General features: G+C 67.4%; 22 protein-coding genes. 15 read left to right on the forward strand and 7 right to left on the reverse strand.

What is annotated here, in order from left to right; all coding sequences use genetic code 11:
* Window positions 1-189 precede the first annotated feature (189 nt).
* From H4O10_RS02610 to H4O10_RS02620, 3 genes are all read left to right on the forward strand, one after another.
* Window positions 190-1,743 carry an MASE1 domain-containing protein gene (locus H4O10_RS02610; RefSeq protein ID WP_049396229.1) on the forward strand — a complete coding sequence of 518 codons (1,554 nt, stop codon included), beginning with the start codon at window positions 190-192 and terminating at the stop codon, window positions 1,741-1,743.
* Window positions 1,744-1,839: 96 nt separating this feature from the next.
* Window positions 1,840-3,183, forward strand: coding sequence for a diguanylate cyclase (locus H4O10_RS02615; protein WP_005408813.1), 1,344 nt, complete (start codon window positions 1,840-1,842; stop codon window positions 3,181-3,183).
* 85 nt (window positions 3,184-3,268) lie between these two features.
* Window positions 3,269-3,730: a bacteriohemerythrin gene (locus tag H4O10_RS02620; protein ID WP_004151683.1), complete on the forward strand. Its 462-nt coding sequence runs from the start codon at window positions 3,269-3,271 to the stop codon at window positions 3,728-3,730.
* On the opposite strand, the gene H4O10_RS02625 is transcribed toward H4O10_RS02620, so the two are convergent.
* Entirely contained in the window at window positions 3,711-5,003 is a 1,293-nt protein-coding gene (locus H4O10_RS02625) for an MFS transporter (RefSeq protein ID WP_176394327.1), read from the reverse strand. The genes H4O10_RS02620 and H4O10_RS02625 overlap by 20 nt on opposite strands.
* Window positions 5,004-5,159: 156 nt before the next feature.
* Between H4O10_RS02625 and H4O10_RS02630 the strand changes: the two genes are divergently transcribed.
* Window positions 5,160-5,801 (forward strand): hypothetical protein, encoded by a 642-nt coding sequence (locus tag H4O10_RS02630; RefSeq protein WP_044569750.1) that lies wholly within the window; start codon window positions 5,160-5,162, stop codon window positions 5,799-5,801.
* A 115-nt stretch (window positions 5,802-5,916) separates the two neighbouring features.
* On the opposite strand, the gene H4O10_RS02635 is transcribed toward H4O10_RS02630, so the two are convergent.
* Entirely contained in the window at window positions 5,917-7,413 is a 1,497-nt protein-coding gene (locus H4O10_RS02635) for an aldehyde dehydrogenase (protein WP_012479650.1), read from the reverse strand.
* Window positions 7,414-7,516: 103 nt separating this feature from the next.
* Between H4O10_RS02635 and H4O10_RS02640 the strand changes: the two genes are divergently transcribed.
* The 6 genes from H4O10_RS02640 to H4O10_RS02665 all read left to right on the forward strand — a co-directional run bounded on the left by H4O10_RS02640 (window position 7,517) and on the right by H4O10_RS02665 (window position 13,737).
* Window positions 7,517-8,869 carry an aspartate aminotransferase family protein gene (locus H4O10_RS02640; RefSeq protein WP_182680958.1) on the forward strand — a complete coding sequence of 451 codons (1,353 nt, stop codon included), beginning with the start codon at window positions 7,517-7,519 and terminating at the stop codon, window positions 8,867-8,869.
* Between the two features lie 63 nt (window positions 8,870-8,932).
* The gene (locus H4O10_RS02645) at window positions 8,933-9,811 is read left to right on the forward strand and encodes a hypothetical protein (protein ID WP_005408807.1); all 879 of its coding nucleotides are present in this window, start codon (window positions 8,933-8,935) and stop codon (window positions 9,809-9,811) included.
* A gap of 118 nt (window positions 9,812-9,929) precedes the next feature.
* Window positions 9,930-11,216 (forward strand): DUF445 family protein, encoded by a 1,287-nt coding sequence (locus H4O10_RS02650; protein WP_024958724.1) that lies wholly within the window; start codon window positions 9,930-9,932, stop codon window positions 11,214-11,216.
* Between the two features lie 246 nt (window positions 11,217-11,462).
* Window positions 11,463-11,777: a DUF3649 domain-containing protein gene (locus H4O10_RS22235; protein WP_005412781.1), complete on the forward strand. Its 315-nt coding sequence runs from the start codon at window positions 11,463-11,465 to the stop codon at window positions 11,775-11,777.
* Window positions 11,774-13,411, forward strand: a complete 1,638-nt coding sequence (locus H4O10_RS02660; RefSeq protein WP_049396282.1) for a PepSY-associated TM helix domain-containing protein — start codon at window positions 11,774-11,776, stop codon at window positions 13,409-13,411. Before H4O10_RS22235 ends, H4O10_RS02660 begins: the two co-directional genes overlap by 4 nt.
* On the forward strand, window positions 13,408-13,737 hold the full coding sequence (locus tag H4O10_RS02665) for a DUF3325 domain-containing protein (protein ID WP_049396280.1): 330 nt from the start codon (window positions 13,408-13,410) through the stop codon (window positions 13,735-13,737). The genes H4O10_RS02660 and H4O10_RS02665 overlap by 4 nt, the downstream gene beginning before the upstream one ends.
* Window positions 13,738-13,857: 120 nt before the next feature.
* Here H4O10_RS02665 and rlmKL read toward each other — a convergent pair whose 3' ends face one another.
* On the reverse strand, window positions 13,858-15,996 hold the full coding sequence (rlmKL, locus tag H4O10_RS02670) for a bifunctional 23S rRNA (guanine(2069)-N(7))-methyltransferase RlmK/23S rRNA (guanine(2445)-N(2))-methyltransferase RlmL (RefSeq protein ID WP_049396278.1): 2,139 nt from the start codon (window positions 15,994-15,996) through the stop codon (window positions 13,858-13,860).
* A gap of 145 nt (window positions 15,997-16,141) precedes the next feature.
* Window positions 16,142-16,669: an alpha/beta hydrolase gene (locus H4O10_RS02675; protein WP_049396277.1), complete on the reverse strand. Its 528-nt coding sequence runs from the start codon at window positions 16,667-16,669 to the stop codon at window positions 16,142-16,144.
* A 72-nt stretch (window positions 16,670-16,741) separates the two neighbouring features.
* Here H4O10_RS02675 and H4O10_RS02680 point away from each other — a divergent pair, with 72 nt between their 5' ends.
* Complete coding sequence (locus tag H4O10_RS02680) at window positions 16,742-17,308, forward strand: N-acetylmuramoyl-L-alanine amidase (RefSeq protein ID WP_012479642.1); 567 nt, start codon at window positions 16,742-16,744, stop codon at window positions 17,306-17,308.
* A gap of 270 nt (window positions 17,309-17,578) precedes the next feature.
* Here H4O10_RS02680 and H4O10_RS02685 read toward each other — a convergent pair whose 3' ends face one another.
* From H4O10_RS02685 to H4O10_RS02695, 3 genes are all read right to left on the reverse strand, one after another.
* Window positions 17,579-18,481, reverse strand: a complete 903-nt coding sequence (locus tag H4O10_RS02685; protein ID WP_049395293.1) for a sulfurtransferase — start codon at window positions 18,479-18,481, stop codon at window positions 17,579-17,581.
* The gene (locus tag H4O10_RS02690) at window positions 18,478-19,281 is read right to left on the reverse strand and encodes a CoA pyrophosphatase (RefSeq protein WP_049395294.1); all 804 of its coding nucleotides are present in this window, start codon (window positions 19,279-19,281) and stop codon (window positions 18,478-18,480) included. Before H4O10_RS02690 ends, H4O10_RS02685 begins: the two co-directional genes overlap by 4 nt.
* Window positions 19,282-19,498: 217 nt before the next feature.
* Entirely contained in the window at window positions 19,499-20,200 is a 702-nt protein-coding gene (locus H4O10_RS02695) for an FKBP-type peptidyl-prolyl cis-trans isomerase N-terminal domain-containing protein (protein WP_005408797.1), read from the reverse strand.
* Window positions 20,201-20,367: 167 nt separating this feature from the next.
* Here H4O10_RS02695 and H4O10_RS02700 point away from each other — a divergent pair, with 167 nt between their 5' ends.
* From H4O10_RS02700 to H4O10_RS02715, 4 genes are all read left to right on the forward strand, one after another.
* Window positions 20,368-21,150: an enoyl-CoA hydratase-related protein gene (locus H4O10_RS02700; protein WP_012479639.1), complete on the forward strand. Its 783-nt coding sequence runs from the start codon at window positions 20,368-20,370 to the stop codon at window positions 21,148-21,150.
* A gap of 4 nt (window positions 21,151-21,154) precedes the next feature.
* Window positions 21,155-21,508, forward strand: a complete 354-nt coding sequence (locus H4O10_RS02705) for a hypothetical protein (protein ID WP_005408795.1) — start codon at window positions 21,155-21,157, stop codon at window positions 21,506-21,508.
* On the forward strand, window positions 21,508-22,197 hold the full coding sequence (gene nth, locus H4O10_RS02710; protein WP_012479638.1) for an endonuclease III: 690 nt from the start codon (window positions 21,508-21,510) through the stop codon (window positions 22,195-22,197). The genes H4O10_RS02705 and nth overlap by 1 nt, the downstream gene beginning before the upstream one ends.
* A 196-nt stretch (window positions 22,198-22,393) precedes the next feature.
* Complete coding sequence (locus H4O10_RS02715; RefSeq protein ID WP_005408793.1) at window positions 22,394-23,605, forward strand: OprO/OprP family phosphate-selective porin; 1,212 nt, start codon at window positions 22,394-22,396, stop codon at window positions 23,603-23,605.
* The last annotated feature ends 26 nt before the right edge of the window (window positions 23,606-23,631 follow it).

The raw sequence follows: 23,631 nt of genomic DNA on the forward strand, positions 1-23,631 counted from the left end.
TGAAAGGATCTGCAGATCATTGCGCGAAAGTGATCTTTGGTCGGCGCCGAATCCACCCCGTCAGGATCTGGCGCCGGCGTGCAATTGCGCCCCCCTGCTTCCATCCATACTGTCATCCAATGGCGCGTCATGGCGCGTTCAAGCAACCCGCACGGCCGCTGCCATGTCACGAGCAAGGGAGGCTCGGGTTTGGACCGATTCAAGAAGGCAGTTGAACTGAGCTTCCGTATCCGGCCAGCCGGCATCGCACTCGCGGCCGTCTATGCGCTGAGCTGCCTCGGCTCGCGTCAGTTTTCGCTGGATCAGTTCTTCCTGCCGGCGGGCATCCGCGCAGCGGCACTGCTGATCGTCCCGACCCGCCTGTGGCCCTACCTGCTGCTGGGCGAGTACGCGTACTTTGCAACGCTGCGCATCCCCATGATCGACACCTACGGCCTGGATTGGGTCATCCTGGCTTCGACGCTGCTGATGCCGATGGCGATGCTGGTGGTCTACCTGCATCGGATGAGAATGCCGTCCGAAGCAGCTACCGGTCTGTGGCTGCTGTCGCTGTCGTTCTGCACAGCGTTGTTCGTGCCGGGCCTCAACCTGGGCATTTCATATGTCCTATGGTCGAACCCACCACCCAGCAACCTGCTGGACGCGGTCGACCGGACGATCTTTGGCCACTTCGCCGCCATCATCACCCTGGTACCGTTGGCATTCCTCTGGTCGCGGCGGCAGGCCGACCCCGGTTGGACAGACCGTTTCGTCGCCCCTACCGCCTCGGCGATCCTGGTGATGCTGGTGCTGGGCCTGTGCATGCAATTGACACGCGCCGGCGCCCACACGACGCGGACACACATGGTGCTGCTGGCCGCCCTGCCCGCCATCGCCCTGACCTTCATGCACGGGTGGCGCGGCGCAGCCATCGCGATTCCGTTGTTGAACCTCCCCCTGCACGGCGCAACGCCCAGCACTGGCCTGCCTTCCTCGTTCGACCTGGGCACGTTCGCCACCCAACAGAACATGGCGGTGATGAGTGTCGCACTGCTGGCACTCGGTTCCAGCATCAGCTATCACCATCAGCGCGCCCGGTCCCGCGGCCTGGCCGAGGCAACCACGCTGCGCCTGGCACGCGGCTCACTTCAGACCAGCGAGCGTGAGCTGCGTGAACGGGCCGTCCACCTGAAGCACCTGGGCGAGGGCATGGACAATTCGCTCAGCGAGATGGTCAGCTGGCTGAAGTCCCAAGGCCACCATGCGGTCGCAAACAGCCTGCAGCACGCGTCGTCGGTACATTCACGGCTGTTTCGCGAACAGGCCAGCCTGGTCTATCCCACCGGACTGGAGCAGGTCGGGCTCTACATCGCGCTGCAAGCCGGCGGTGCATGCGAAATCTGGAACAACACGCATCGCGTCATTCCACCCAGGCTGGCGGGCAATCCCTGCCTGCTGACCGTGGATCTGCAACTGGCCATCTATCGCTCGCTGATCGAGGCGGTTTCACTTCTGCTGGAACTGGAAACCGGGCAGGTCTGCGTGCGCGCCCGAAGCGGTCGGGCAGGCAAGCATCGCGGCATTGTTGCCGTGGTGAGCCTGCTCGACCGTGGTTGCCCGCTTTCCACGCGTACCACCCAACAGGCCGTCGAGCGCCTGGCCGGACGGATGCTTGCCTACGGCGGAACGGTCCACTGCCGCGGCAATCGGCTGCGGCTGGTCCTGCATGAACCGATCACCCACGCGTCGCCAGCGGCGGCCTGACGCGGAATCTGGCCCGGCGCGCAACGTTCGCCGCTAAAGTTACACCCGAAACCGCCGTTATCCGTGCCGAGCCCCTCCCTCGTGAGCCACCGCATCATGCCCGTCCTGCCGCAGGCCGCCGTCGATGGCGACCTGGCCGATCCGCTGCCGCAGCGGATCCTGCTGGTCGAAAACTCCCGCGCCTTCACCGGCATGCTGCGCGAGGCCATCGAGCAGCGCCTGGAACTGCCGGTGGTGATCGCCTCCACCCTGGCCGAGGCCGACCGCCTGCTGAGCGAAGGTGGCGGCTGGTTCCTGGTACTGACCGGGCTGGTCCTGGCCGATGGCGACCGCGACGCGGTGGTCGAGTTCTTCCTCAAGCGCGACCTGCCCACCGTGGTGGTCAGCGGCGTGTACGACGAGGACCTGCGCAAGCGCGTGCTGCAGCAGCAGATCATCGACTACGTGCTGAAGAACACTCCCGGCAGCATCGATTACCTGGTGTGGCTGGTGCAGCGGCTGGAGCGCAACCGGCGCATCGCCGCGCTGGTGGTGGACGACTCACCGTCCGCGCGCGGTTATGCCGCAGCCTTGCTGCGCATGTACGGCCATGAGGTGCACGAAGCGGCCGATGGCAACGAAGGCCTGGCCGCGATCGAGGCGCATCCGGCGATCCGCCTGGCCGTGGTCGACCAGGAAATGCCGGGCATGCAGGGCGTGGAGTTCACCCGCCGCCTGCGCACCCTGCGCTCGCGCGACAAGGTGGCGGTGATCGGCATCTCCGGCAATACCGATGCATCGTTGATTCCGCGCTTCCTGAAGAACGGCGCCAACGATTTCCTGCGCAAGCCGTTCTCGCGCGAGGAATTCTTCTGCCGGGTCTCGCAGAATGTGGACCAGCTGGAGCTGATCGGCACCCTGCAGGACCTGGCCACCCGCGATTTCCTCACCGGCCTGCCCAACCGCCGCTGCTTCCTGGAGCAGAGCCAGCGCCAGCTGCCGCAGCTGCAGCTGCACGGCCAGTGCGTGGCGGTAGCGATGATCGACATCGACCACTTCAAGCACATCAATGACACCCATGGCCACGAAGCCGGCGACGATGCGCTGCGCGCGGTGGCCGGCGCGGTGGCCACGCATGCACGCAGCCACGACCTGATCGCGCGCTTCGGCGGCGAGGAATTCTGCCTGCTGGTGCCGGACATGGAGCAGGACGAGGCGCTGCTGTACTTCGAGGAGCTGCGCCAGCGCATCGCCGCGCTGGAGGTGGACATCGGCACCGCCACGCTGCGCATGACGGTCAGCATCGGGCTGTGCTGCCTGCGCCCGCAGCGCGATGCACTGCACCGGCTGATCTCCGAAGCCGACCGCCAGCTGTACCTGGCCAAGGCCGGTGGCCGCAACCGGGTCAGCTGCACCACGGTCGCCAGCCCGCTGCGCCCACGCGAGCCGGCGCTGCCCTGACCGGTACGCTTTGATCCAGATCAACGCCGCCCGCGCAGGGCGGCTCTACAGTCGGCCCCGACATACGCATGAAGGGGAGCCGGGGATGGCACTACTGGTCTGGCAGGACGATCTGAACATCGGCATCGATGTGATCGACCAACAACACCGCCGCATCATCGAAATGCTCAACCACCTGCACGTGGCCCAGGCCAGCATGCAGCGTGCCGCAGTGGGTGAAGTGATCGACGAGGTGGTGGACTACACCATGTCGCACTTCGCGTTCGAGGAAGAGCTGATGGAGGAAGCGGGCTACCCGTTCTGTGCCGCGCATAAACGCGTGCATGAGGTCTTCATCAAGCGTGTCTCGGAGTACCGCATGCGCTTCCAGGCCGGCGAGGACATCAGTGACGAGCTGCGCACCATGCTCTCGCGCTGGCTGTTCAACCACATCCGCGGCGACGACCAGGCCTATGCCGAACAGGTCAAGGCGCACCTGAACCAGTTCGCCCGCGAACACCAGGGCGGCGGCTGGCTGGGTCGCACGCTCAAGCGCTTCTTTGGTTGAGCCGCAGCGCGCGCCGGTGCAGTGCCACCAGCGCGCACAGGGTCGCCACCGCAGTCAGGCACAGGTAGTAGCCGACCGCGACCAGGCCGAAGCGTTCGGCCAGCCAGGTGGCCAGGTACGGCGCCGGTGCCGCACCGAGGATGCCGGCCAGATTGAAGGACAGCGAGGCACCTGTGTAGCGCACCTCCACCGGGTAGATCTCGGCCAGGAAGGTACCGCAGGGGCCGTAGGTCAGCCCCATCAGGAACAGGCCCAGGCACAGGAAGGCGGTGACCAGCCACGGGCTGTGCGGCTGGAACAACGGTGCGAACAGTACGCCGAAGCCGACGATCAGTACGCTGGCAACAATCATCGTGCGCCGCGTGCCCCAACGGTCGCCATAGCGCGCCGACAGCGGGATGCCCAGCGCGAAGAACAGCATGCCGGCCATCTGCATCAGCAGGAACTGCTCGCGGCTGTAGCCCAGCACCGCGGTGCCATGGCCGAGACTGAACACCGTCATCAGGTAGAACAGCACGAAGGTGGCGAACGCACCCAGCGTGCCGAGCAGCATCGGTACCGGGTGGTCACGCAGTACCGTCCACATCGGCAACCGCACCGGCGCCTTGCGCTCCAGCGCCTTCTTGAAGTCCGGCGTCTCGTGGATGTTCAGGCGCACCCACAGGCCGAGGCCGACCAGCAGCGCGCTGGCCACGAACGGAATGCGCCAGCCCCACTGCAGGAAGTCGTTCTGGCTCAGGCAGCGGCCGAGCACGAGGAAGATGCCGGCCGACAGCAGGAAGCCGAGCGGTGCGCCCAGCTGCGGGAACATGCCGTACCAGGCGCGCTTGCCCGGCGGCGCATTCTCGGTGGCCAGCAGCACCGCCCCACCCCACTCGCCGCCCAGCCCCAGGCCCTGGCCGAAACGGCACAGCGCCAGCAGCGCCGGCGCCCACAGCCCGATCTGCGCATGGGTCGGCAGCAGGCCGATCAGCACCGTGGACAGGCCCATGGTCAGCAGCGCGGCGACCAGGGTGGCCTTGCGGCCGATGCGGTCGCCGAAATGGCCGAACACCGCCGAGCCGACCGGACGCGCGATGAACGCCACCGCGAAGGTCGCCAGTGACTGCAGCAGGGCCGCCTGCTCACTGCTGTCCGGAAAGAACAGGTGCGGGAACACCAGCACGGCGGCCGTGGCGTAGATATAGAAATCGAAGAATTCGATGGTGGTGCCGATCAGGCTGGCCAGCAGGACACGAAGGGGGGAATTCACGGGCGGCGCGGCAGCAGTGATCGTCGACATCGGCAACACGGGTAACGGCGGATCGCCCGATTCTGCCACGGGCCGATGGCCGCACGGGACGATGGTTTCAGCCGACACCGATGCCAACGGAATTTTTCCGGCCGCCGGCCAGGCTGCGCCACCGGTCCCTGCATGGATGCCTTGCCCATGGCTGCAGTTGCGTTGTCATGCTCCGATTCGCCGAAGCTGCCGCGCATGGCGGCATGGCTGGTGGTACTGCTGGTGCATGGCGGGCTCGCTCTGTGGCTGCTGGACAGCGGCCGGATCGAACTGCGTAGCGGTGAGGGCCCGCGGATCTCGCTGCATTGGCTGCCACCGGAACCGCCGGCGCCGGTACCTCAACAGCCCGCCTTGCCCTCCGCAAAGATGACGCGTCCGGCCGCATCGATGATGCCCCGCCCTGCCCCGGTTGCACAGGCAGAGAGCGCCCTGCCTGCCCCGGGGAACGTGGCTGCAGTGGCGCCACTGATCCTGAGCCTGCCTGCGGGCAGCATCGACGGTGGTGACGGCATCAGCGCAGCTGGCTTGGCGCCGCGCCTGATCGGTCGGCGCGAGGTCCATCCTGCGTTCGGGCCTCGCCGCAATTACTTCCGGATCCGTCGGCAGATGAGCCCCGAGCAGATCGTGCATGGCGTGGCGCAACTGCTGGGGCTTTGGCCGCCGGGATACATCGTCGACCCGTGCGAACTGGGCCGGCAGGACATGGATTACTTCCAGAATGCCGTCGAAGAAGCCGATCGCGACATGCTGCGTGCGGCAGTGCTGCAGGTGAGTGCCCGCTGCCGGTAGCTCGACGGCTGTCTGCCTTCTGTAGAGTCGAGCAAGGCTCGACTGCTCTTCGCGAGAAGCAGTCGAGCAGGGCTCGACGCTACAAAGAACGAACAGCGGTCAAGCAGCCACGTCGTTACAGCTGGATCCAGGTGGCCTTGATCTCGCTGTACTTGTCGAACGCATGCAGTGACTTGTCGCGCCCATTGCCGGACTGCTTGTAGCCACCGAACGGTGCGGTCATGTCGCCACCATCCCAGCCGTTCACCCACACGCTGCCGGCGCGCAGCTGGCGTGCGACGCGATGGGCGCGGCCGAGGTCGCGTGTCCACAGGCCCGCCGCCAACCCATAGCGGCTGTCATTGGCCACGCGCACTGCCTCCGCTTCATCCTCGAAACCAAGCACCGCCAGCACCGGGCCGAACACCTCCTCGCGTGCCAACGCGTGGTCCGGACGCACCTGGTCGAACACCGTGGGCTGCACATAGCAGCCGCCGGCCTCCACCTCGGCCCGATGGCCGCCGAGCAGCAGGCGGGCGCCCTCGCCTTCGGCCCGTGCGATATCGGCCAGCACCTTGTCCACGTGCGCGGCATCGACCAACGCGCCCATCGGTGCATCGGCCTCCAGTGGATGCTGCGGCTGCATATGCTGGCCGTAGGCAATCACCTGGTGCACGAAGTCCTCACGGATCGAGCGCTGCACCAGCAGCCGCGAGCCGGCGGTGCAGACTTCGCCCTGGTTGAAGAAGATGCCCTGCGCCACGGCCTTGGCTGCTACGTCCAGGTCCGGTGCGTCGGCGAACACCAGGTGCGGGCTTTTGCCACCGCATTCCAGCCAGACCCGCTTGAGGTTGGACCGTCCCGCATGCTCCAGCAGCTTCGCGCCGGTGGCGGTGGAACCGGTGAAGGCCAGCACGTCCACATCCATGTGCAGCGCCAACGGTTCACCGACGCGCGTACCGTGGCCTGGCAATACGTTCAGCACGCCGTCCGGCAGGCCCGCCTCAGCGGCCAGCGCGGCCAATCGCAACGCACTCAAGGGCGACCGCTCGGAAGGCTTGAGCACCACCGAATTGCCCATGGCCAGCGCAGGCGCGATCTTCCAGCAGGCCATCAGCAACGGAAAGTTCCATGGCACGATCGCTGCGACCACGCCGGCTGGCTCGCGCGTGACCAGGCCCAGCTCGTGTGGGCCAGTCGGTGCGACTTCGCCGTACAGCTTGTCCACCGCTTCGGCGGTCCAGCGCAGGCAGCGCACCACGCCGGGCAGGTCGATACGGCGTGCGTCGCGCACCGGCTTGCCCATGTCCAGGGTTTCCAGCAGGGCCAACTCATCAGCGTGCTTTTCCACCAATGCCGCCAAGGCCAGTAACACCCGCTTGCGATGGGCCGGGCTGGCCTCTGACCAGTGGCCCGCATCGAAGGCACGCCGCGCCGACCGAACTGCGCGCTCTACGTCCTCTGCATCGCAGTCGGCGACCACCCCCAGCACGCGCCCATCAATCGGGCTGATGCAGTCGAAGCGCGCGCCGCTGGCAGCGTCGGTGTAGCGACCATCAATGAAGGCCTGTGCGGGCATCGAAAGCTGCTGGGCCAGCACCTGCCAGTGGCTGCGGTCGGGAAAGTCGGCCATGTCGGGCTCCTCGGAACAGTTTCCCCGGTTATACCGGCGCGGCCGCGACTCCGCCGTGACGTGGCTGCGCTACATTTCCCCCATCGGACCCGATGGAGCTGGCATGAAGCGTTCCGCGAGCGACCTGCACGATCTGGCTACCCAACGCCCGGAGTCATTTGAGGCGTACTGGATGCCGTTCACCGCCAACCGCCAGTTCAAGGCCGCGCCGCGTGTGCTGGTGCGTGCCGAGGGCATGCACTACGAGGATGTCGACGGCCGCCAGATCCTCGATGGCACCGCCGGCCTCTGGTGCTGCAACGCGGGCCATGCCCGCCCACGCATCGTCGAGGCCATCGTCGAGCAGGCACGCACGCTCGACTACTCGCCGGCCTTCCAGATGGGCTCACCGCCGGCCTTCGCGCTGGCGCAGCGACTGGCCGCATTGGCGCCGACGCCACTGAACCATGTGTTCTTCACCAGCTCCGGCTCGGAGGCGGTGGATACCGCGATGAAGATCGTGCTGGCCTACCACCGCCAGCGTGGCGAGGGCCAGCGCACGCGTTTCATCAGCCGCGAGAAGGCCTACCACGGCGTGGGCTTCGGCGGCATGGCGCTGGGCGGCTTGCCCAACAACCGCAGGGCGTTCGGCCTGCAGCTGGGCGGCGTGGACTACCTGCGCCACACCCTGGACCTGCAGCGCAATGCGTTCAGCAAAGGCCTGCCGCGCCAGGGCGCCGAGCTGGCCGATGACCTGGAACGACTGATCGCACTGCATGATGCCTCAACCATCGCGGCGGTCTTCGTCGAACCCATTGCCGGTTCCGCCGGGGTGATTCTGCCGGCGCCGGGCTACCTGCAGCGCCTGCGCGAGCTGTGCGACCACCACGGCATCCTGCTGGTGTTCGATGAGGTCATCACCGGTTTCGGCAGGGTCGGCATGCCATTCGCCGCACAGCGCTTCGGGGTCACCCCCGACCTGCTGACCTTCGCCAAGGCGGTCAGCAACGGCGCAGTGCCACTGGGCGGCGTGCTGGCCAGCGACGCCGTGCATGCAACCCTGATGCAGGCACCGCCACAGGCCATCGAGCTGTTCCATGGCTATACCTATTCGGGGCATCCGCTGGCCTGCGCGGCCGCACTGGCCACGCTGGAGGTCTACGCCGAGGAGCGCCTTTTCGAGCGCGCCATCGAGCTGGGCGAGTACTGGCAGGAACGGCTGCATGCGCTGCAGGGCCTCCCCAACGTGATCGACATCCGCAACTTCGGTCTGGTCGGCGCGGTCGAGCTGGCGCCTCGCCGCGATGCGCCGGGCAGCCGGGGCTACGAGGTCTATCGGCGCTGCTTCCACGACGGCGGGCTGCTGGTGCGCTGTACCGGTGACATCATCGCGCTGTCGCCCCCGCTGATCGTGGACAAGGCGCAGATCGACCAGATCACCGGCACGCTGGGCGAGATGATCCGGGCCACTGCCTGAGCCCTGGCCGGCGGCGGCGAGCGGGTACAATGGGCGGTTCCGCTCCTGCTCGCTGCCGTGCCCATGGATATCGTCGTCAAAGAAGAACTCAAGGCCTATATCGACCCGCTGACTGCGGACGAACATGACGCGCTGGAGCGCAGCATCCTGGCCGAGGGCTGTCGTGACGCGCTGGTCCTGTGGGGCAACGTACTGGTCGACGGCCACAACCGCTTCGGCATCTGCCAGAAGCATGGCCTGCCCTTCAACACCGTACAGAACACCCGCTTCCAGAGCATGGAAGACGTGCACCTGTGGATGATCGAGCAGCACCTGGGCCGTCGCAGCGTGTCCGACTTCCAGCGCGGCGTGCTGGCGCTGCGCAAGCGCGACATCCTGGCCGCCCGCAAGCAGATCGAGCAGGCGCAGCTGCAGCGCGAGAGCGATGGCACTGCCGACGCCACCGATGAGGCCGGTGAAGACAGCCCGCCGTGGGAACCGGCGCCGAAGATCAGCCGCGCCGAGCTGGCCCGCGAAGCCAAGCTGAGCACCAGCCAGGTTGGCATGATCGAGCGCATCCACGCCCAGGCCGCGGCCGAGGTGGTGGAAGCGGTCAAGGCCGGCGTGATCTCGATCAGCGCCGCCGCCGCCGTAGCTGACCTGCCGGAAGAAGAGCAGCGCGCCGCCGCCGCCGGTGGCAAGGACGAGCTGAAGCAGGCCGCCAAGCGCGTGCGCGAGTCCAAGCGCAAGCCGCGTGCGCCGAAGCCGGAAGCAGCCGAGATGGATTTCGAGGAGGCAAATGAGGACGAGATCGCCAGCCGCGATGCCGAGGTGCTGTCGGCGCTGGAGCAGCTGGGCGAGGACGCACCGGCGCTGCGCCGTCGGGTGGTCGCGCTGACCCGCGAGAACGACACCCTGCGCGCGCAACTGGCCGCGCTGCGCAAGCAACTGGAAGCGCTCTGAACCAAGGGGTAGTGCCGGCCGCTGGCCGGCAACGCCATGAACGTATCGGCTGCGTTGAGGATGCCGGCCAGCGGCCGGCACTACCAGATGCTCATGCCGTGCCGGTTAGACTTCCGGCATGACGTCTGCCAACGATCCGCGCCGCGCTCAGCTGCGGCGCCTGAAAGCCCTCGCGCTGGGCCTGCTGCTGTTGATGCTGGCCGGTTTCGCGGTCAGCCACTGGCAGGGCGAGCGCGGCATCTGGGCCTGGGTTTCGGCGTTCTGCGAGGCCGCAGCCGTGGGCGCACTGGCCGATTGGTTCGCCGTGGTCGCGCTGTTCCGGCGGCCGATGGGCCTGCCGATCCCGCACACCGCGATCATCCCGCGCAGCAAGGAACGCATCGGCGACAGCCTTGCGCTGTTCGTGCGCGACCAGTTCCTGGAGCCGGGCGTGCTGCTGGCCAAGCTGCAGGTGTTCGATCCGGCCAGCCGCCTCGGCAGCTGGCTGGCCGACCCGGCACGCTCGCGCATGCTGGCCGACATGGCCCGCGGCTGGGCGCTGCAGGCACTGGATTTCTTCGACGAAACCGCCGTGCGCCGGCAGCTGCACGGCTTCGTTGTGCAGCAGCTGCGGCAGTGGAATGCCGCTGCCACTGCCGGTGAGCTGCTGGCCCTGCTGACCGCCGATGGTCGCCACCAGCGCGTGCTGGACGAAGGCCTGCAGCGGCTGGGCCGCTGGCTCGAGCAGCCCGAGGTGAAAGAACGCGCCTCGCAGCTGATCGTGCGTTACATCCAGCGCGAATGGCCGACGCTGTCGAGCACGGTGAACTGGGTCAAGCCGATTGACGAGATCGGCGACAGCCTGGCCGAGCGCTTGGCCCGCGCGGTACTGGAAGAGCTGCAGCAGGTACTGGCCGAGCCGCAGCATCCGCTGCGCCAGGACTACGAGAGCTGGCTGCAGAATTACGTGCAGCGCCTGCGCGAGGACCCGGCCCTGGCCGAGCGCATCGAACAGCTCAAGCAGGAAATGATCGACCATCCGGCCCTGCAGGACTACGTGCAGGGGTTGTGGGCGCGCATCCACGCCAGCCTGCGCGCGGACCTGCAGCGCGAGGACTCGGCGCTGGTCGGCCACCTGCAGCGCAGCCTGGGTTCGCTCGGTGCCAGCCTGCAGGCCGACCCGGCGCTGCGCGAGGCCCTCAACCAGCACCTGCTGGAAGGCGCGCAACGCCTGACCGGCCGCCTGCGCGAAGGCGTGACCACGCATATCGCGCAGACCGTGAAGGGCTGGGACGAGCGCCATCTGGTGGAACAGCTGGAACTGAGCGTGGGCCGCGACCTGCAGTTCATCCGCTTCAACGGCACCCTGGTGGGTGGCCTGATCGGCCTGCTGCTGCATGCGGCGACAGTGGTGTTCAGGTTCTAGGCCTCAACGCGCCCCTCGGGTCATCACGCTTGATTCATAAAATGCGAATGCCTATCATTTACTGATCGGTTGTACGCTTAGCCAATCGGGTGCGGAAGACGCACCCATCGCCCGTGTACATCCCCGACCTCTGAACTGCCCGTCTGCGCGGGCCGTGCTTTGTCGATGGGACACGCTGGGCAACATGCGCAGGGCGCAAGGGGGCCGCGGACGCGTTCCATCCCCTCTCCTACCTGCAGGAATGCCGTGGACCGCTCGCCCGCAACCGCCAGCCCCCGCACCTTCTTTTCCAACCCGCGCTGGGGCGTGCTGTCACGCTCGTTGGCCGCGATCTTCGGCGGTTACGCACTGGCCTCGATGACCAGCGTGTTCTGCGCCGTGGCCCTGCCCGGCGCACGTGGCCAGACCGTGCTGACCGGCATGCTGCTGGCCATCCTGGTCGCCGCCTGTGCGGCACTGTGGGCATTCGCCACCCGCAGCGCGCTGCGCGCCTGGGTCGGCATCCTCGCGCCCGCGCTGCTGATGGCCGCCATTGCGCGCCTGATGGGGGCCTGGGCATGAAGAACGGATTCCGCCAGTCGATGGCCTGGCTGCACACCTGGACCGGGCTGCTGGTTGGCTGGTTGCTGCTGCTGATCTTCATGGCTGGCACGGCCAGCTACTACCGCGAGGAAATCAGCCGCTGGATGCGTCCGGAACTGCCGTCCAGCAACGTCAGCATCGACGTCGCCGCACAGCGCGCGGTGGACTACCTGCAGGCCAACGCCGCGCAGGCCGAGAACTGGTTCGTCACCTTGCCGCAGCCGCGCAACCCGGCCATGCAGATGTTCTGGCGGTTGCCGCCGGAACTGGCCGATCCCAGCCGTGGCCGCCGCGGTGGCTTCGGCGACGCCACGCTGGACCCCAACACCGGCCAGGCATTGAAGGCGCGCGAGACCCGCGGCGGCGACTTCTTCTACCGCCTGCACTTCGACCTGCACTACATCCCGGTGCTGTGGGCACGCTATCTGGTCGGCTTCTGCGCGATGTTCATGCTGGTGGCGATCATCACCGGCGTCATCACCCACAAGAAAATCTTCAAGGACTTCTTCACCTTCCGCAAGGACAAGGGCCTGCGTTCCTGGCTTGATTTCCACAACGTCAGCGCGGTGATGGCCCTGCCCTACCACGCGATGATCACCTACACCGGCATTGTGACGTTGATGATCATGTACCTGCCGTGGGGCGTGAAGGTGGCCTACCCGCAGGACGAGGACCAGTTCTTCTTCGAGGCCTTCGGTGGCATGCCGGAGGTGACCGCACCGGCCGAAGGCCGCGCCGCGCCGCTGCCGATCGCACAGCTGTTGGACAGCGCACGTGCACACTGGCACGGCGTGGAAGTGGCCGGCTTCACCGTATCCAACCCGGGCGCGGCCAATGCGGTGATCGACATCCGCCAGCGTGACGGCAAGCGCCTGTCCACCGACACCCCGGCCGTGCGCTACGACATGGTCAGCGGTGCGCTGCTGGAAGAGACGCCACCGTCGGGCGGAGCTACCGCGACCCGTGGCGTGCTGTATGGCCTGCACCTGGCCCGCTTCGCCGACTGGGGCCTGCGTGCACTGTTCTTCCTGTCCGGCCTGGTCGGCTGCCTGATGGTGGCCAGCGGCGTGGTGCTGTGGGCGGTGAAGGAACGGCCCAGGCACGCCAAGAGTGGCCGCACCGGCTTCGGCCTGCGCCTGGTCGATGCGCTGAACATCGGCACCGTGGCCGGCCTGCCGATCGCCTTCGCCGCCTACTTCTGGGGCAACCGCCTGCTGCCGCTGGACATCGCCGAGCGCTCGAGTGCGGAGGCCAACGTGTTCTTCTACGCCTGGGCCGGCGCGCTGCTGGCCGCCTTCATCTGGCCGAAGCGGATGATGTGGGCGTGGCAGCTCTACCTGGGCGCGGCCGCGTTCGCACTGGTACCGGTGGTCAATGCGCTGACCACGCATGCGCACCTGGGCAACACCCTGCGCAACGGCGACTGGATATTGGCTGGCTTCGATCTGTCGATGATCGCGTTCGGCGCGATGCTGGCGCTGTGCGGTTGGCGCATGCAGCGCTGGACGCCACCGCTGAGTGCGGCCGAGAAGAAGAAGCGTGCGGCCGCTGCGGCTGCGCCGAAGGCATCGGTGAACACTGCAGACGCGGCCGAAGCGGAGGCCAGCGCATGATGCTGCTGGCGCTGACCCTGTCGTTCTCTGCGTTTACTGCGCTGTCGCTGGCGATGGAAAAGCACCAGCACGATCTGCACGGCAAGGCTGCAGCCCCCCCGGCACGGCGCACGCAGTGGCGGGTACTGGGCTGGGTACTGCTGGCGGTAGCGTTCGCACTGTGCGTGGCCGACCACGGCTGGGCGATGGGCCCGGTGCTGTGGCTGGGCACGATGACACTGGGCGGTCTGGCGCTGTCATTCGGGTTGTATCCGTACCAGCCGAAGTGGATCGTGCCACTGGCGATCGCGCTGCCGGTGTTGGGGCTGGTGGTGGCGTTGCTGTAACCGGGCCACCGGGGTCGGATCCCTTTCGCGAAGCGCAAGGGCTCTGACCCCTGGTACGTAGATCCAGATGGGGTCAGAGCCCCTGCGCTTCGCGCAGGGGATCCGACCCCGGGCGTCGTGTTACCCCAACCGCTTCAGCTCCCACGCGCGATGGATGCGCGCGTTGCGTTCGAAGTCCGGCCCGATGGTGCGCGCGGTGATCTCGCGGCACTGGGCAAATTCGGCAATGGCGTTTTCTTCCAGCTTGAAGCGGCGGAAGTTGTTCGAGAAGTACAGCACGCCCCCCGGGGCCAGCCGCGCCACCGCCGCACGCAGCAGCTTCAGCTGTTCGCGCTGCACGTCGAAGTCATCGGCGCGTGCGGAGTTGGAGAAGGTCGGCGGGTCACAGAAGATCACGTCGTACTGGCCACGGTCGCCTTCCAGCCAGGCCATCGCATCGGCCTGCACCAGAAGGTGCTGGTTGCCGCCCTGCCCGTTCAACGCCAGGTTGTCGTAGCACCACTGCAGGTAAGTGGCCGACAGGTCGACGCTGGTGGTGCTGGCGGCACCAGCCACGGCGGCCTGCACGCTGGCCACGCCGGTGTAGCAGAACAGGTTGAGGAAACGCTTGCCACGCACCTGCTCGGCCATCATCCGGCGCAGCGGGCGATGGTCGAGGAACAGGCCGGTATCAAGATAGTCGAACAGGTTCACCTGCAGCAGTGCATTGTTCTCGCGCACTACGATGAATTCATCTCGCTGCTCGAAGCGGCCGTACTTGCTGCCGCCCTTGCCGCGCTCGCGCGACTTCATCGAGACCTGCTCCGGCGGCACGCCGAATACTTCGCGCGCGGCGGCCAGCAGTTCGTTGCGGCGGCGGCGCACGTCGTTCTCGGGAATCGCGGCCGGTGCGGCGTATTCCTGCACGTGCAGGAAGGTACGGCGCTTGCCACCGTCTTCCTCGTAGACGTCGATGGCGGCCGCGTATTCCGGCAGGTCGGCGTCATAGGCACGGAAGCAGGTGATGTGCTCGCGGGCGCGCCAGCTCTTGAACTTCTTCAGGTTCTTGCGCAGGCGATTGGCCACCATCTGCGCACCTTCGCTCAGCTCGCGCGGTTGTGCCGGATCACGGCCCGGCACGGCAATCGGATCGCAGACGATCAGCGCGCATTCCAGCGCACCGTTGAACATCTGGTACTTCTTGCTGGCGCGCAGGCCGGTGGCGAAGGCCAGCTCGTCGTTGCCGCACAGCAGGCTGGCACGCCACTGCGGCACCGCCTTCTGCAGGGCGGTGCCCAGTGCGCGGTACAGCGCCGGATCGGCGGCCAGGCGCTCGTCGTACGGCGGGTTGCAGACCACCGCACCGATCTCCTGCTCCGGCGCGGCCAGGTCGGCCACATCGGCACGGGTGAAGCGGATCGCATGAGCGACGCCCGCGACCTCGGCATTCTCGCGTGCCGCCTGGATCGCGGTCGGATCGATGTCGCTGCCGTGGATGACCGGCTTCAGCGCGGCCAGGCCAGCGGCCTCGCGATCGCGTGCTTCGCTCTGGAGGGTCTTCCAGGCCGCTTTGTCGAAGCCCAGCCAACGGCTCGGCGGCAGGCTGCCGTGGCGCATCAGGCCCGGGGCGACGTCGGCGGCCATCAGCGCGCCTTCGATCAGCAGCGTGCCGCTGCCGCACATCGGGTCCAGCAGGCCGCCACCGGCGGCGTGCAGGCGCGGCCACTGCGCGCGCAGCAGCAGCGCGGCGGCCAGGTTCTCCTTCAGCGGCGCCTCGTGAGCAGCACCGCGCCAGCCACGGCGGTGCAGCGGGCCACCGCCGAGGTCGATCGACAACGAAGCGCGGCCCTTGCGCAGCGACAGGTTGACGCGCACATCGGGCAGATCGGTGTTGACCGAGGGACGCTCCAGGCCTTCATCGCGCATGCGATCGACGATGGCGTCCTTGATCCGCTGCGCGGCGAAGCGGGCATGGGTGATCTTGTCGCCGGACACGTGTGCGTCCACCGCCAGGGTCATCTCCGGCTTGATGTGCTCATGCCACGGCAGCGCACGCACGCCGTCGTACAGAGCCTGCTCGTCCGGGCAGTCGAACTCGTCGATCGGCCACAGCACGCGGCTGGCCAGGCGCGACCACATCACGATCCGCAGCGCCTGCTCCAGTTCGCCCTCGGCGTTGACGCCGGCAATGGTGGCAGTGGCCTTGCCAAGGCCCAGGGCCGACAGTTCATCGGCGAGCAGGTATTCCAGGCCCTTGGCGCAGGAGACGAAGAATTTCACGGGGTCGGTTCGCAGGTGGTCGGGCGCGGCACAGGGGCCGGGCCGGTCGGAAAGGAGGGCCGTAGTCACGGCCGGCAGGCCCGCGCCAGGGGCGGCGGGCCTGCCATTGTAGTCAATGCGGGCGGGCGCGCCGTGCGCCCGGGCTTCACAGTTGCCGCAACAGGCGCTCGAAGGCCTGCGCGGAGGCCTCCACGTGGCGTTCCAGGCGGTGGCCGTCGTCGACCAGCAGCAGCTGCGCCGAACGCGCCTGCGCCCAGGCGATGACCCCGGCGGCCGGGACCACATCGTCATGCCAGGCCTGCACCACGGTGGTCGGCACGGCGGCGGCATCCAGCGCCGGCATTGGGCCCATGGTGGTCGGCGGCACCATCAGGAACAGGCCGGCCACCGGCACCTGCAACGAGGCGATGGCGGAGATGTAGGCGCCCAGGCTGGAGCCGGCCAGCACCACCGGCCCCTGCCGGGCAGCGATGGCGGCGCGCTCGACCAGGCGGCGCAGGCGGGCCGGCACGTCGCCCACCCGGCTGACCTCGCTCATCGCGTCCAGGTCGGTGTAGTCGGGGCGCTCGTGGGTCCAGCCCAGGCGCTGTGCCACCTCGGCCAGCGCGGTGACCTTGGTCGCTTCCGGGCCGCTCTCGAAGCCGTGGGACAGGATGCAGTGGCCGCGGCTCATGCGTGCGCTCCGTGGGCGCGGGCCAACCAGGAAAGAGAAGGCAGGTTCATGCCGCAATGCTAGCATCGCCGGATGCCCAACCCGCTCCTGCCCGGCCTGCAGCTGCAGCCCCTGCCCTACGAAGACCGCCTGCCACTGCGCGACCCGGCCACGCTGGAGATGGTGGTGATCCACTGCACCGAGTTGCCCGACCTGGCGATGGCCCGCGAGTACGGCGAGCGTGTGCTGTACGACAGTGGTGCCGGCAACAGCGGGCATTTCTACATCGACCGCGATGGCAGCGTGGTGCAGTACGTGGCACCGGAACGGGTGGCCCACCACGTGCGCGGCATGAACGCGCATACGCTGGGTATCGAACTGGTCAATACCGGGCGCTACCCGCACTGGTTCGACAGCCGTCACCAGGCGATGGACGAGGCCTACACCGAGGCGCAGCTGGAAGCGCTGGAGCGGCTGCTGCTGGCGCTGGTGGCACGCTATCCGTCGCTGCAGCGGATTGCCGGGCATGACCAGCTGGATCGGGAGCAGGTGCCGGCCAGCGATGATCCGACGCTGATGGTGGCGCGCAAGCGTGATCCGGGGCCGTTGTTCCCGTGGGCGCGGGTGCTGGCGAAGGTGCCACTGCAGCCGGTTGGGTAAGTGGCAGGGCTGCGCCCTGCACCCGCAGAAGCAACGGCAACGTCAACGTCAAGAGCTGGCATTCCGGGGGATGGCGGGGTGGGTCCGGTTGCGGGGGACGCCGTAAACCCGTCCATGGGGGCTTGGCCGCGGCATCCATGCCGCGGACACCCCCGCAACCGGCCCCACCCCGCCTTCGACAGATTTCTGCCGCTGTTGGTGGGTGCCGACCTTAGTCGGCACGGAGTCAGAGCCGTTTTCCGTTGGAAAACGGATCGGACCCCGCGCTTCTCAGGCGCCGGTCGCCACCGGGCGGCTGCTGTCGCTCACCCAACCGCTCCAGGAGTCGGCGTAGATGCGTGCGCCGCTCAGGCCTGCGCTTTCCATCGCCAGCAGCAGGTGGCAGGCGGTCACGCCGGAGCCGCACATCAGCACCACCTGCTGCGGATCACGGTTCCCGATCACACCCTGCAGCTCGACGCGCAGTTCCTGTGCATCGCGCAGCCGGCCGTCGGCCACGTTCAACGCAAACGGACGGTTGACCGCGCCGGGTACGTGGCCGGCGACCGGGTCCAGCGGCTCGACTTCGCCGCGGAAGCGTTCGCCCGCGCGTGCGTCGACCAGCCAGCCCGGCGCGTGCTTCAGGCGTGCGCTGATCTCCTCGGCATTGGCGATCTGGGCGGTGTCGAAACGGCCCGGGTAAGCCGGCAGCGCGGTCACCTCGTCCGGCCCCGTCGCCAAAGGTTGCCCTGCGGCCTGCCACGCGGCGATACCACCATCGAGCACGGCCACCTTGCTGTGCCCGATCAGGCGCAGCAGCCACCACAGGCGCGAAGCGGCCATGCTGCCGTCGCTGCCGTCGTAGACCACCACCTGCGTGTCAGGACCGATACCCCACTGGCCGAGCTTCGCGGCGAAGGCATCGCTGTCCGGCAGCGGATGGCGACCATGGCCGACGCGCGACAGATCGGACAGGTCACGATTCAGATCGGCATACACCGCACCCGGGATATGACCTGCCAGGTACTGGCCGCTACCCGCCTGCGGATCGGCCAGCGAGGAACGCGCATCAACCACGCGCACCGCGGTGCTGGCGGTGGCGCGTGCGTCGACCACGCGGATGCCCTCGCCCAACGCGGCAGCCAGGGTGGCGACATCGACCAGGGTGGTCCACGGCGGATCGATCGGGTTCATTGCACTTGCTCCAGGCGGCGACGCAGGTTGTAGAGAATGGCCGCGGTGGCACCCCAGATGCGCTGGCCGGGCCAGCTGTACTCAAGGACGTGACGGATGCGGCCGCGATGGTTGATTTCGACCTGGCGCAGGTTGTCCGCCGCCATCAGGTAGTCCAGCGGCACCTCGAACACCTCGGCCACTTCGCTGGGCTGCGGCACCGGCACGAAGTCCGGATCGACCACCGCCACCACCGGGGTGACCCGATAGCCGGTGATCGTCACGAAGGGATCGAGATAGCCCAGCGCCTGCACCTGGCCCGGAGCCAAGGCGATTTCTTCCTGGCTCTCGCGCAATGCTGCCGCCAGTGCGTCGCGGTCGTCGGGCTCGGTGCGGCCGCCGGGGAATCCGACCTGGCCACCGTGCGTGCGCAGGGTTTCGGTGCGACGGGTGAGGATCACCTGCGCGCCACTGGCGCGGGGCACGATTCCCGCGAGCACGGCCGCTTCCACCGGAGGCCCGGGCGGCAGCAGATCGATCAGTTCGCTGCGGTTCCAGCCATCGCCGGCCGGCGGATCGGCCAACGGATGCAGCGCGCGCATCAAACGTTCGTGGTCGGCCAGCGAGCCGCGCAGTGATTGCTGGAGCTGCGCCCGCAACGGCTGCACGCGATGCAGGATGCGACTGCGTTCGTCGTTGCTCATCGACGGCCACCGTGCGATTTCATCGATATGACGTCCGCAGCCGGTGCACCGCCGGTGCGGATCCAGCGTGCACACTCCGATGCAGGGACTTGCGACAACACGCGCCGTTTCTTCCATTGTTTGCACCCGGCAACAGTAGCGCGAACGGGCTGAATTTGCGCGGGTCGGCCGGTCGGACGGTAGAGTCGACTGTCAGTCGACTCGCGCGCGCAGCGCGGGCGTTTCCCCGATGTGACCCAAGAGCAGTCGACTGACAGTCGACTCTACCGTCAGGCACTGCGCAAACAAAAACGCGCCGGTGGGATCACCGGCGCGTTTGGTTTACTGCTTCGATTTACTTGACGCTGACCAGCTTGATCTCGAACTGCACAGCCACGTTCGGCGGGAACGGGGTGCGCGGGTCCGCACCGTAGGCCTGGTCCGGCGGCAGGGTGACTTCCCACTTCGAGCCGGCCGGCATCTGCAGCAGGGTCTCGCGCATGGCCTTCATTTCGACTTCGCTGACCTTGATCGACGGGATCTGCTGGGCCGGGCGGGCTTCGGTCGGGCGCTGGCCGTACGGGAACGGACCGGCCACTTCCAGCTGCACGGTGCTGGCCTGGGTCGGCTTGGCACCCTTGCCGGCTTCGATCACGCGGTACTGGACGCCGCTCGGCAGCGACTGCACGCCGGCCTTGGCCTTGTTCGCCGCGATGAACTGATCGCTCTTGGTCTTGTTTTCGGCAGCAGCCTTCTCGTACTCGGCCTTGGCAGCCTGGGCACGGCCCTGCTCGCGCTTCTGGAACGCTTCAACGGCCGGCTTCAGCTGCTCGGCGGTGATCGCCGGCTGCTTCTTGGCGTAGGCATCCTGCAGGCCCTTCACCACCGAGTTGATGTCCAGCTGCTCACCACGACCGGTCAGCTCCGCCAGGTTGTTGCCGTAGTCGTAACCGAAGTAGTAGCTCAGCTTGCCCTTTTCGGACGAGACGTCCTGGGCGAAGGCATTGCCCGTCAGGGCCAGGGCCGCGACGGCGACCGCGATAGAACGCAACTTCATCAAACAGTTCTCCAGGGGTGGTAACTCAGGGACGTTCTGCGCCGCCCTGAGGCGACGGGTTAGGATAACGGGCGCAACGTGTAACCGCTACTCACGATGCAGGCTATGACCCGTCTGCGTTCGCGGAGTTCAATATCACTTTTTTTTAACGTTCCAGGAGTTTCCCCGTGGCCGATGCCTTGATCGCTGTCACCGACGACGGCGCCATCCGCACCGTGACCGTCCAGCGCCCGGACAAGCTCAACGCCCTGAACGCCGCGACCCTGCAGGCCCTGGCCGAGGCCTTCAGCGCCGCCGCCGCAGACCCGGAGATCCGCGTGGTGGTGCTGACCGGTGCCGGCCCGAAGGCGTTCGTGGCTGGCGCTGACATCGCCGAGATGAACACACTCAGCGCGGTTCAGGGACGTGATTTCTCGCTGCTGGGCCAGGCCCTGATGCGCCAGATCGAGCGCATGCCCAAACCGGTCATCGCGCGCGTGAACGGTTTTGCCCTGGGCGGCGGCCTGGAACTGGCCATGGCCTGCCACCTGCGCATTGCCGCCGATACCGCCAAAGTCGGCCAACCGGAAATCAATCTCGGGCTGATTCCCGGCTTCGGCGGCAGCCAGCGCCTGCTGCGCCTGTGCGGCCGCGCCGCCACCCTGGAGCTATGCCTGCTGGGTGCACCGATCAATGCCGCACGTGCGCTGGAACTGGGGATCGTCAACGAGGTGGTACCGGCCGACGCGCTGGACAACCGCGTGCAGGACATCGCCCGGCAGCTGGCACGCTCGGCGCCGCTGGCCCTGCGCGGCCTGCTCGATGCGGTGCACGTGGGCGGCGAATGCAGCCTGGAAGCCGGGCTGGAATACGAAAGCGCACAGTTCGGCCTGCTGTTCGCCACCGAGGACATGCGCGAGGGAACCAGCGCCTTCCTGCAGCGCCGCCCGCCAGCCTTCCAGAACCGCTGACGCCATGGCATCCCGACCCAACCCCGCGCAGCTGTTTGCCCGGGTCCAGGCAGACGATCTCGATGGCGCCCTGCAGGCCGGGCTGATGGACTATGTCGCCCGCGCCGACGACGCGCAGTTGCTGCCCGGCCACCCGGAACTCCCGCAGCGGTTGCAGCAGGCCCAGCAGCAGCTTCAGGCCGCCTGGGCGGCACGCGAACGCTACCGCGCGCGTGCGGTGCGACTGGCCCGCCGCGAAGCCGAACGCGACGCGCGGCGCACGCCCGCCCCGGCGCCGGACGTGAAACCCGCCCTGCCCGCCGCAGCGGCCGCCATCCTCGCCCGGGCCAAGGCCCGCGCCAGCGGCAAGGAGCAGTAATGGCGACCACGAAGAAGACCGCACGCGCCCCGGCGCGGCGTGGCGGCACGATGCCGCGCGCCGACGTGGTGGAGATGTTCACGCGCCTGCGCGAACTCAACCCGCACCCGAAGACCGAACTGGAGTACAGCTCGCCGTTCGAGCTGCTGGTGGCGGTGGCGCTGTCGGCGCAGGCCACCGACGTCGGCGTCAACAAGGCCACGCGCCGCCTGTTCCCGGTGGCCAACACGCCGGCGAAGATCCTCGCGCTTGGCGAAGAAGGACTGAAGCAGTACATCGCCACCATCGGCCTGTTCAACGCCAAGGCGAAGAACGTGATCGCGACCTGCGCGATCCTGCTGGAAAAGCATGGTGGTGAAGTGCCGCGCGATCGCGATGCGCTGGAAGCACTGCCGGGCGTGGGCCGCAAGACCGCCAACGTGGTGCTCAACACCGCCTTCGGCGAGCCGGTGATGGCGGTGGACACGCATATCTTCCGCGTCTCCAACCGTACCGGCCTGGCCCCGGGAAAGAATGTGCGCGAAGTGGAAGACAAGCTGGTGAAGGTGATCCCCGCCGAATTCCTGCTCGACGCGCATCACTGGCTGATCCTGCACGGACGTTATGTGTGCAAGGCGCGCAAGCCGGATTGCCCGGGATGCGTGATCGCCGATCTGTGCCGGTTCAAGGACAAGACCCCGGCCGAGTGACGGCCGCATCCATGCAGGGCGTGGATCGACTGCAACCAAGGCGCAATCCGGGCGTCATACGCAAGCGGGTTCAATGGCAGGCCCTGCCGTGACGGGGCCTGCGGTGGATGTCTGCCGCGCGTGAACTGTCACATTTACGCAATCTTTACCTTCTAGCCTGCGCGCATCTTCCCACCTGCCTGCAAGGCTCCTCTCCATGAAACTGCATCACCAACTCCTGACGGTGGCCGTGGCTGCTGCGCTGTATGTGCCGGCTGCACACGCCGAAGTCGCCATCGACGTGATCGGCGGTTCGGAAATCACCTTCGAAGGCCTGGTCCAGGCCGATGGCAACTGGTTCCACAACGATGTGGTCGACCTCAACGGTGGCGACGCCGGCAACGGCAAGAACAGCGAATTCGAACTGCGTCGCGCCGAGCTGGTGCTGAAGGGCAAGGGCCCGGGCAACGTGGAGTGGGTGGTCGGCTATGACGCCAAGGCCGACAAGTTCCTCGACACCAACGTGAAGTACAAGCTGCTGGGCAACGCCAACCACTTCCTGCAGCTGGGCCAGTTCAAGCAGCCCAACAGCCTGGAAGAACTGTCCAGCACCAAGAACAACGATTTCATTTCCAAGGCAGCGGTCACCAACACCTATGCCATCGCCCGCCGCCTGGGCGGCGCGTACAGCTACGGCCAGGACAACTGGTCGGTGACTGCCAGCGCCTTCGGCCGCGAGCTGACCCGCAACCTGGCCCACGGCAGCGGCTACGGCGCGCGTGGCACCTGGGCCCCGATCAATGAAAAGGGCCAGGTCCTGCACTTCGGACTGAGCTACGTCAACTACGACACCGACGCCGACACCCTGCGCGTGCGTGCACGTCCGAATGCCGACCTCGCCACGGCCCGCCTGGTCGACAGCGGCAACCTGACCGACACCGACCGCGTCAGCACCATCGGTGCCGAAGCGATGTACTTCCAGGGCCCGTTCAAGGCCCAGGCCGAGTACTACACCAGCAAGGCCAAGCGCTACGACCACGACAACTACACCAGCGACGGCTATTACATCAGCGGCGTGTGGAACGTCACCGGCGAGACCTGGAGCTACAAGGGCGGCACCCCGGGCACCGGCCTGCCGAACAACCCGGCCGGCGGCCAGTGGCAGCTGGGCGTGCGCTACGACCACATGGACCTCAATGACGGCAACCTCGCCGCCAACCCGGTTGCCGGTCGCCCGCCGATCGTCGATGGCGTGCTGGGTGGCAAGATGGACATCTGGACCGTTGGCGCCAACTGGTACCTGCGTTCCAACTTCAAGCTGATGCTCAACTACGTGATGGTCGACAGCAAGAAGTACAGCTCAACGGCGCGCGGTTTCGTCAATGATGATCCCAACATCCTGGAAGCCCGCGCGCAGTTCTTCTGGTAAGTCCAGCCCCCTGCGTTGACCCGCGA

It is taken from the genome of Stenotrophomonas sp. I18B00994 (assembly GCF_014145825.1).
GTDB lineage: Bacteria > Pseudomonadota > Gammaproteobacteria > Xanthomonadales > Xanthomonadaceae > Stenotrophomonas > Stenotrophomonas maltophilia.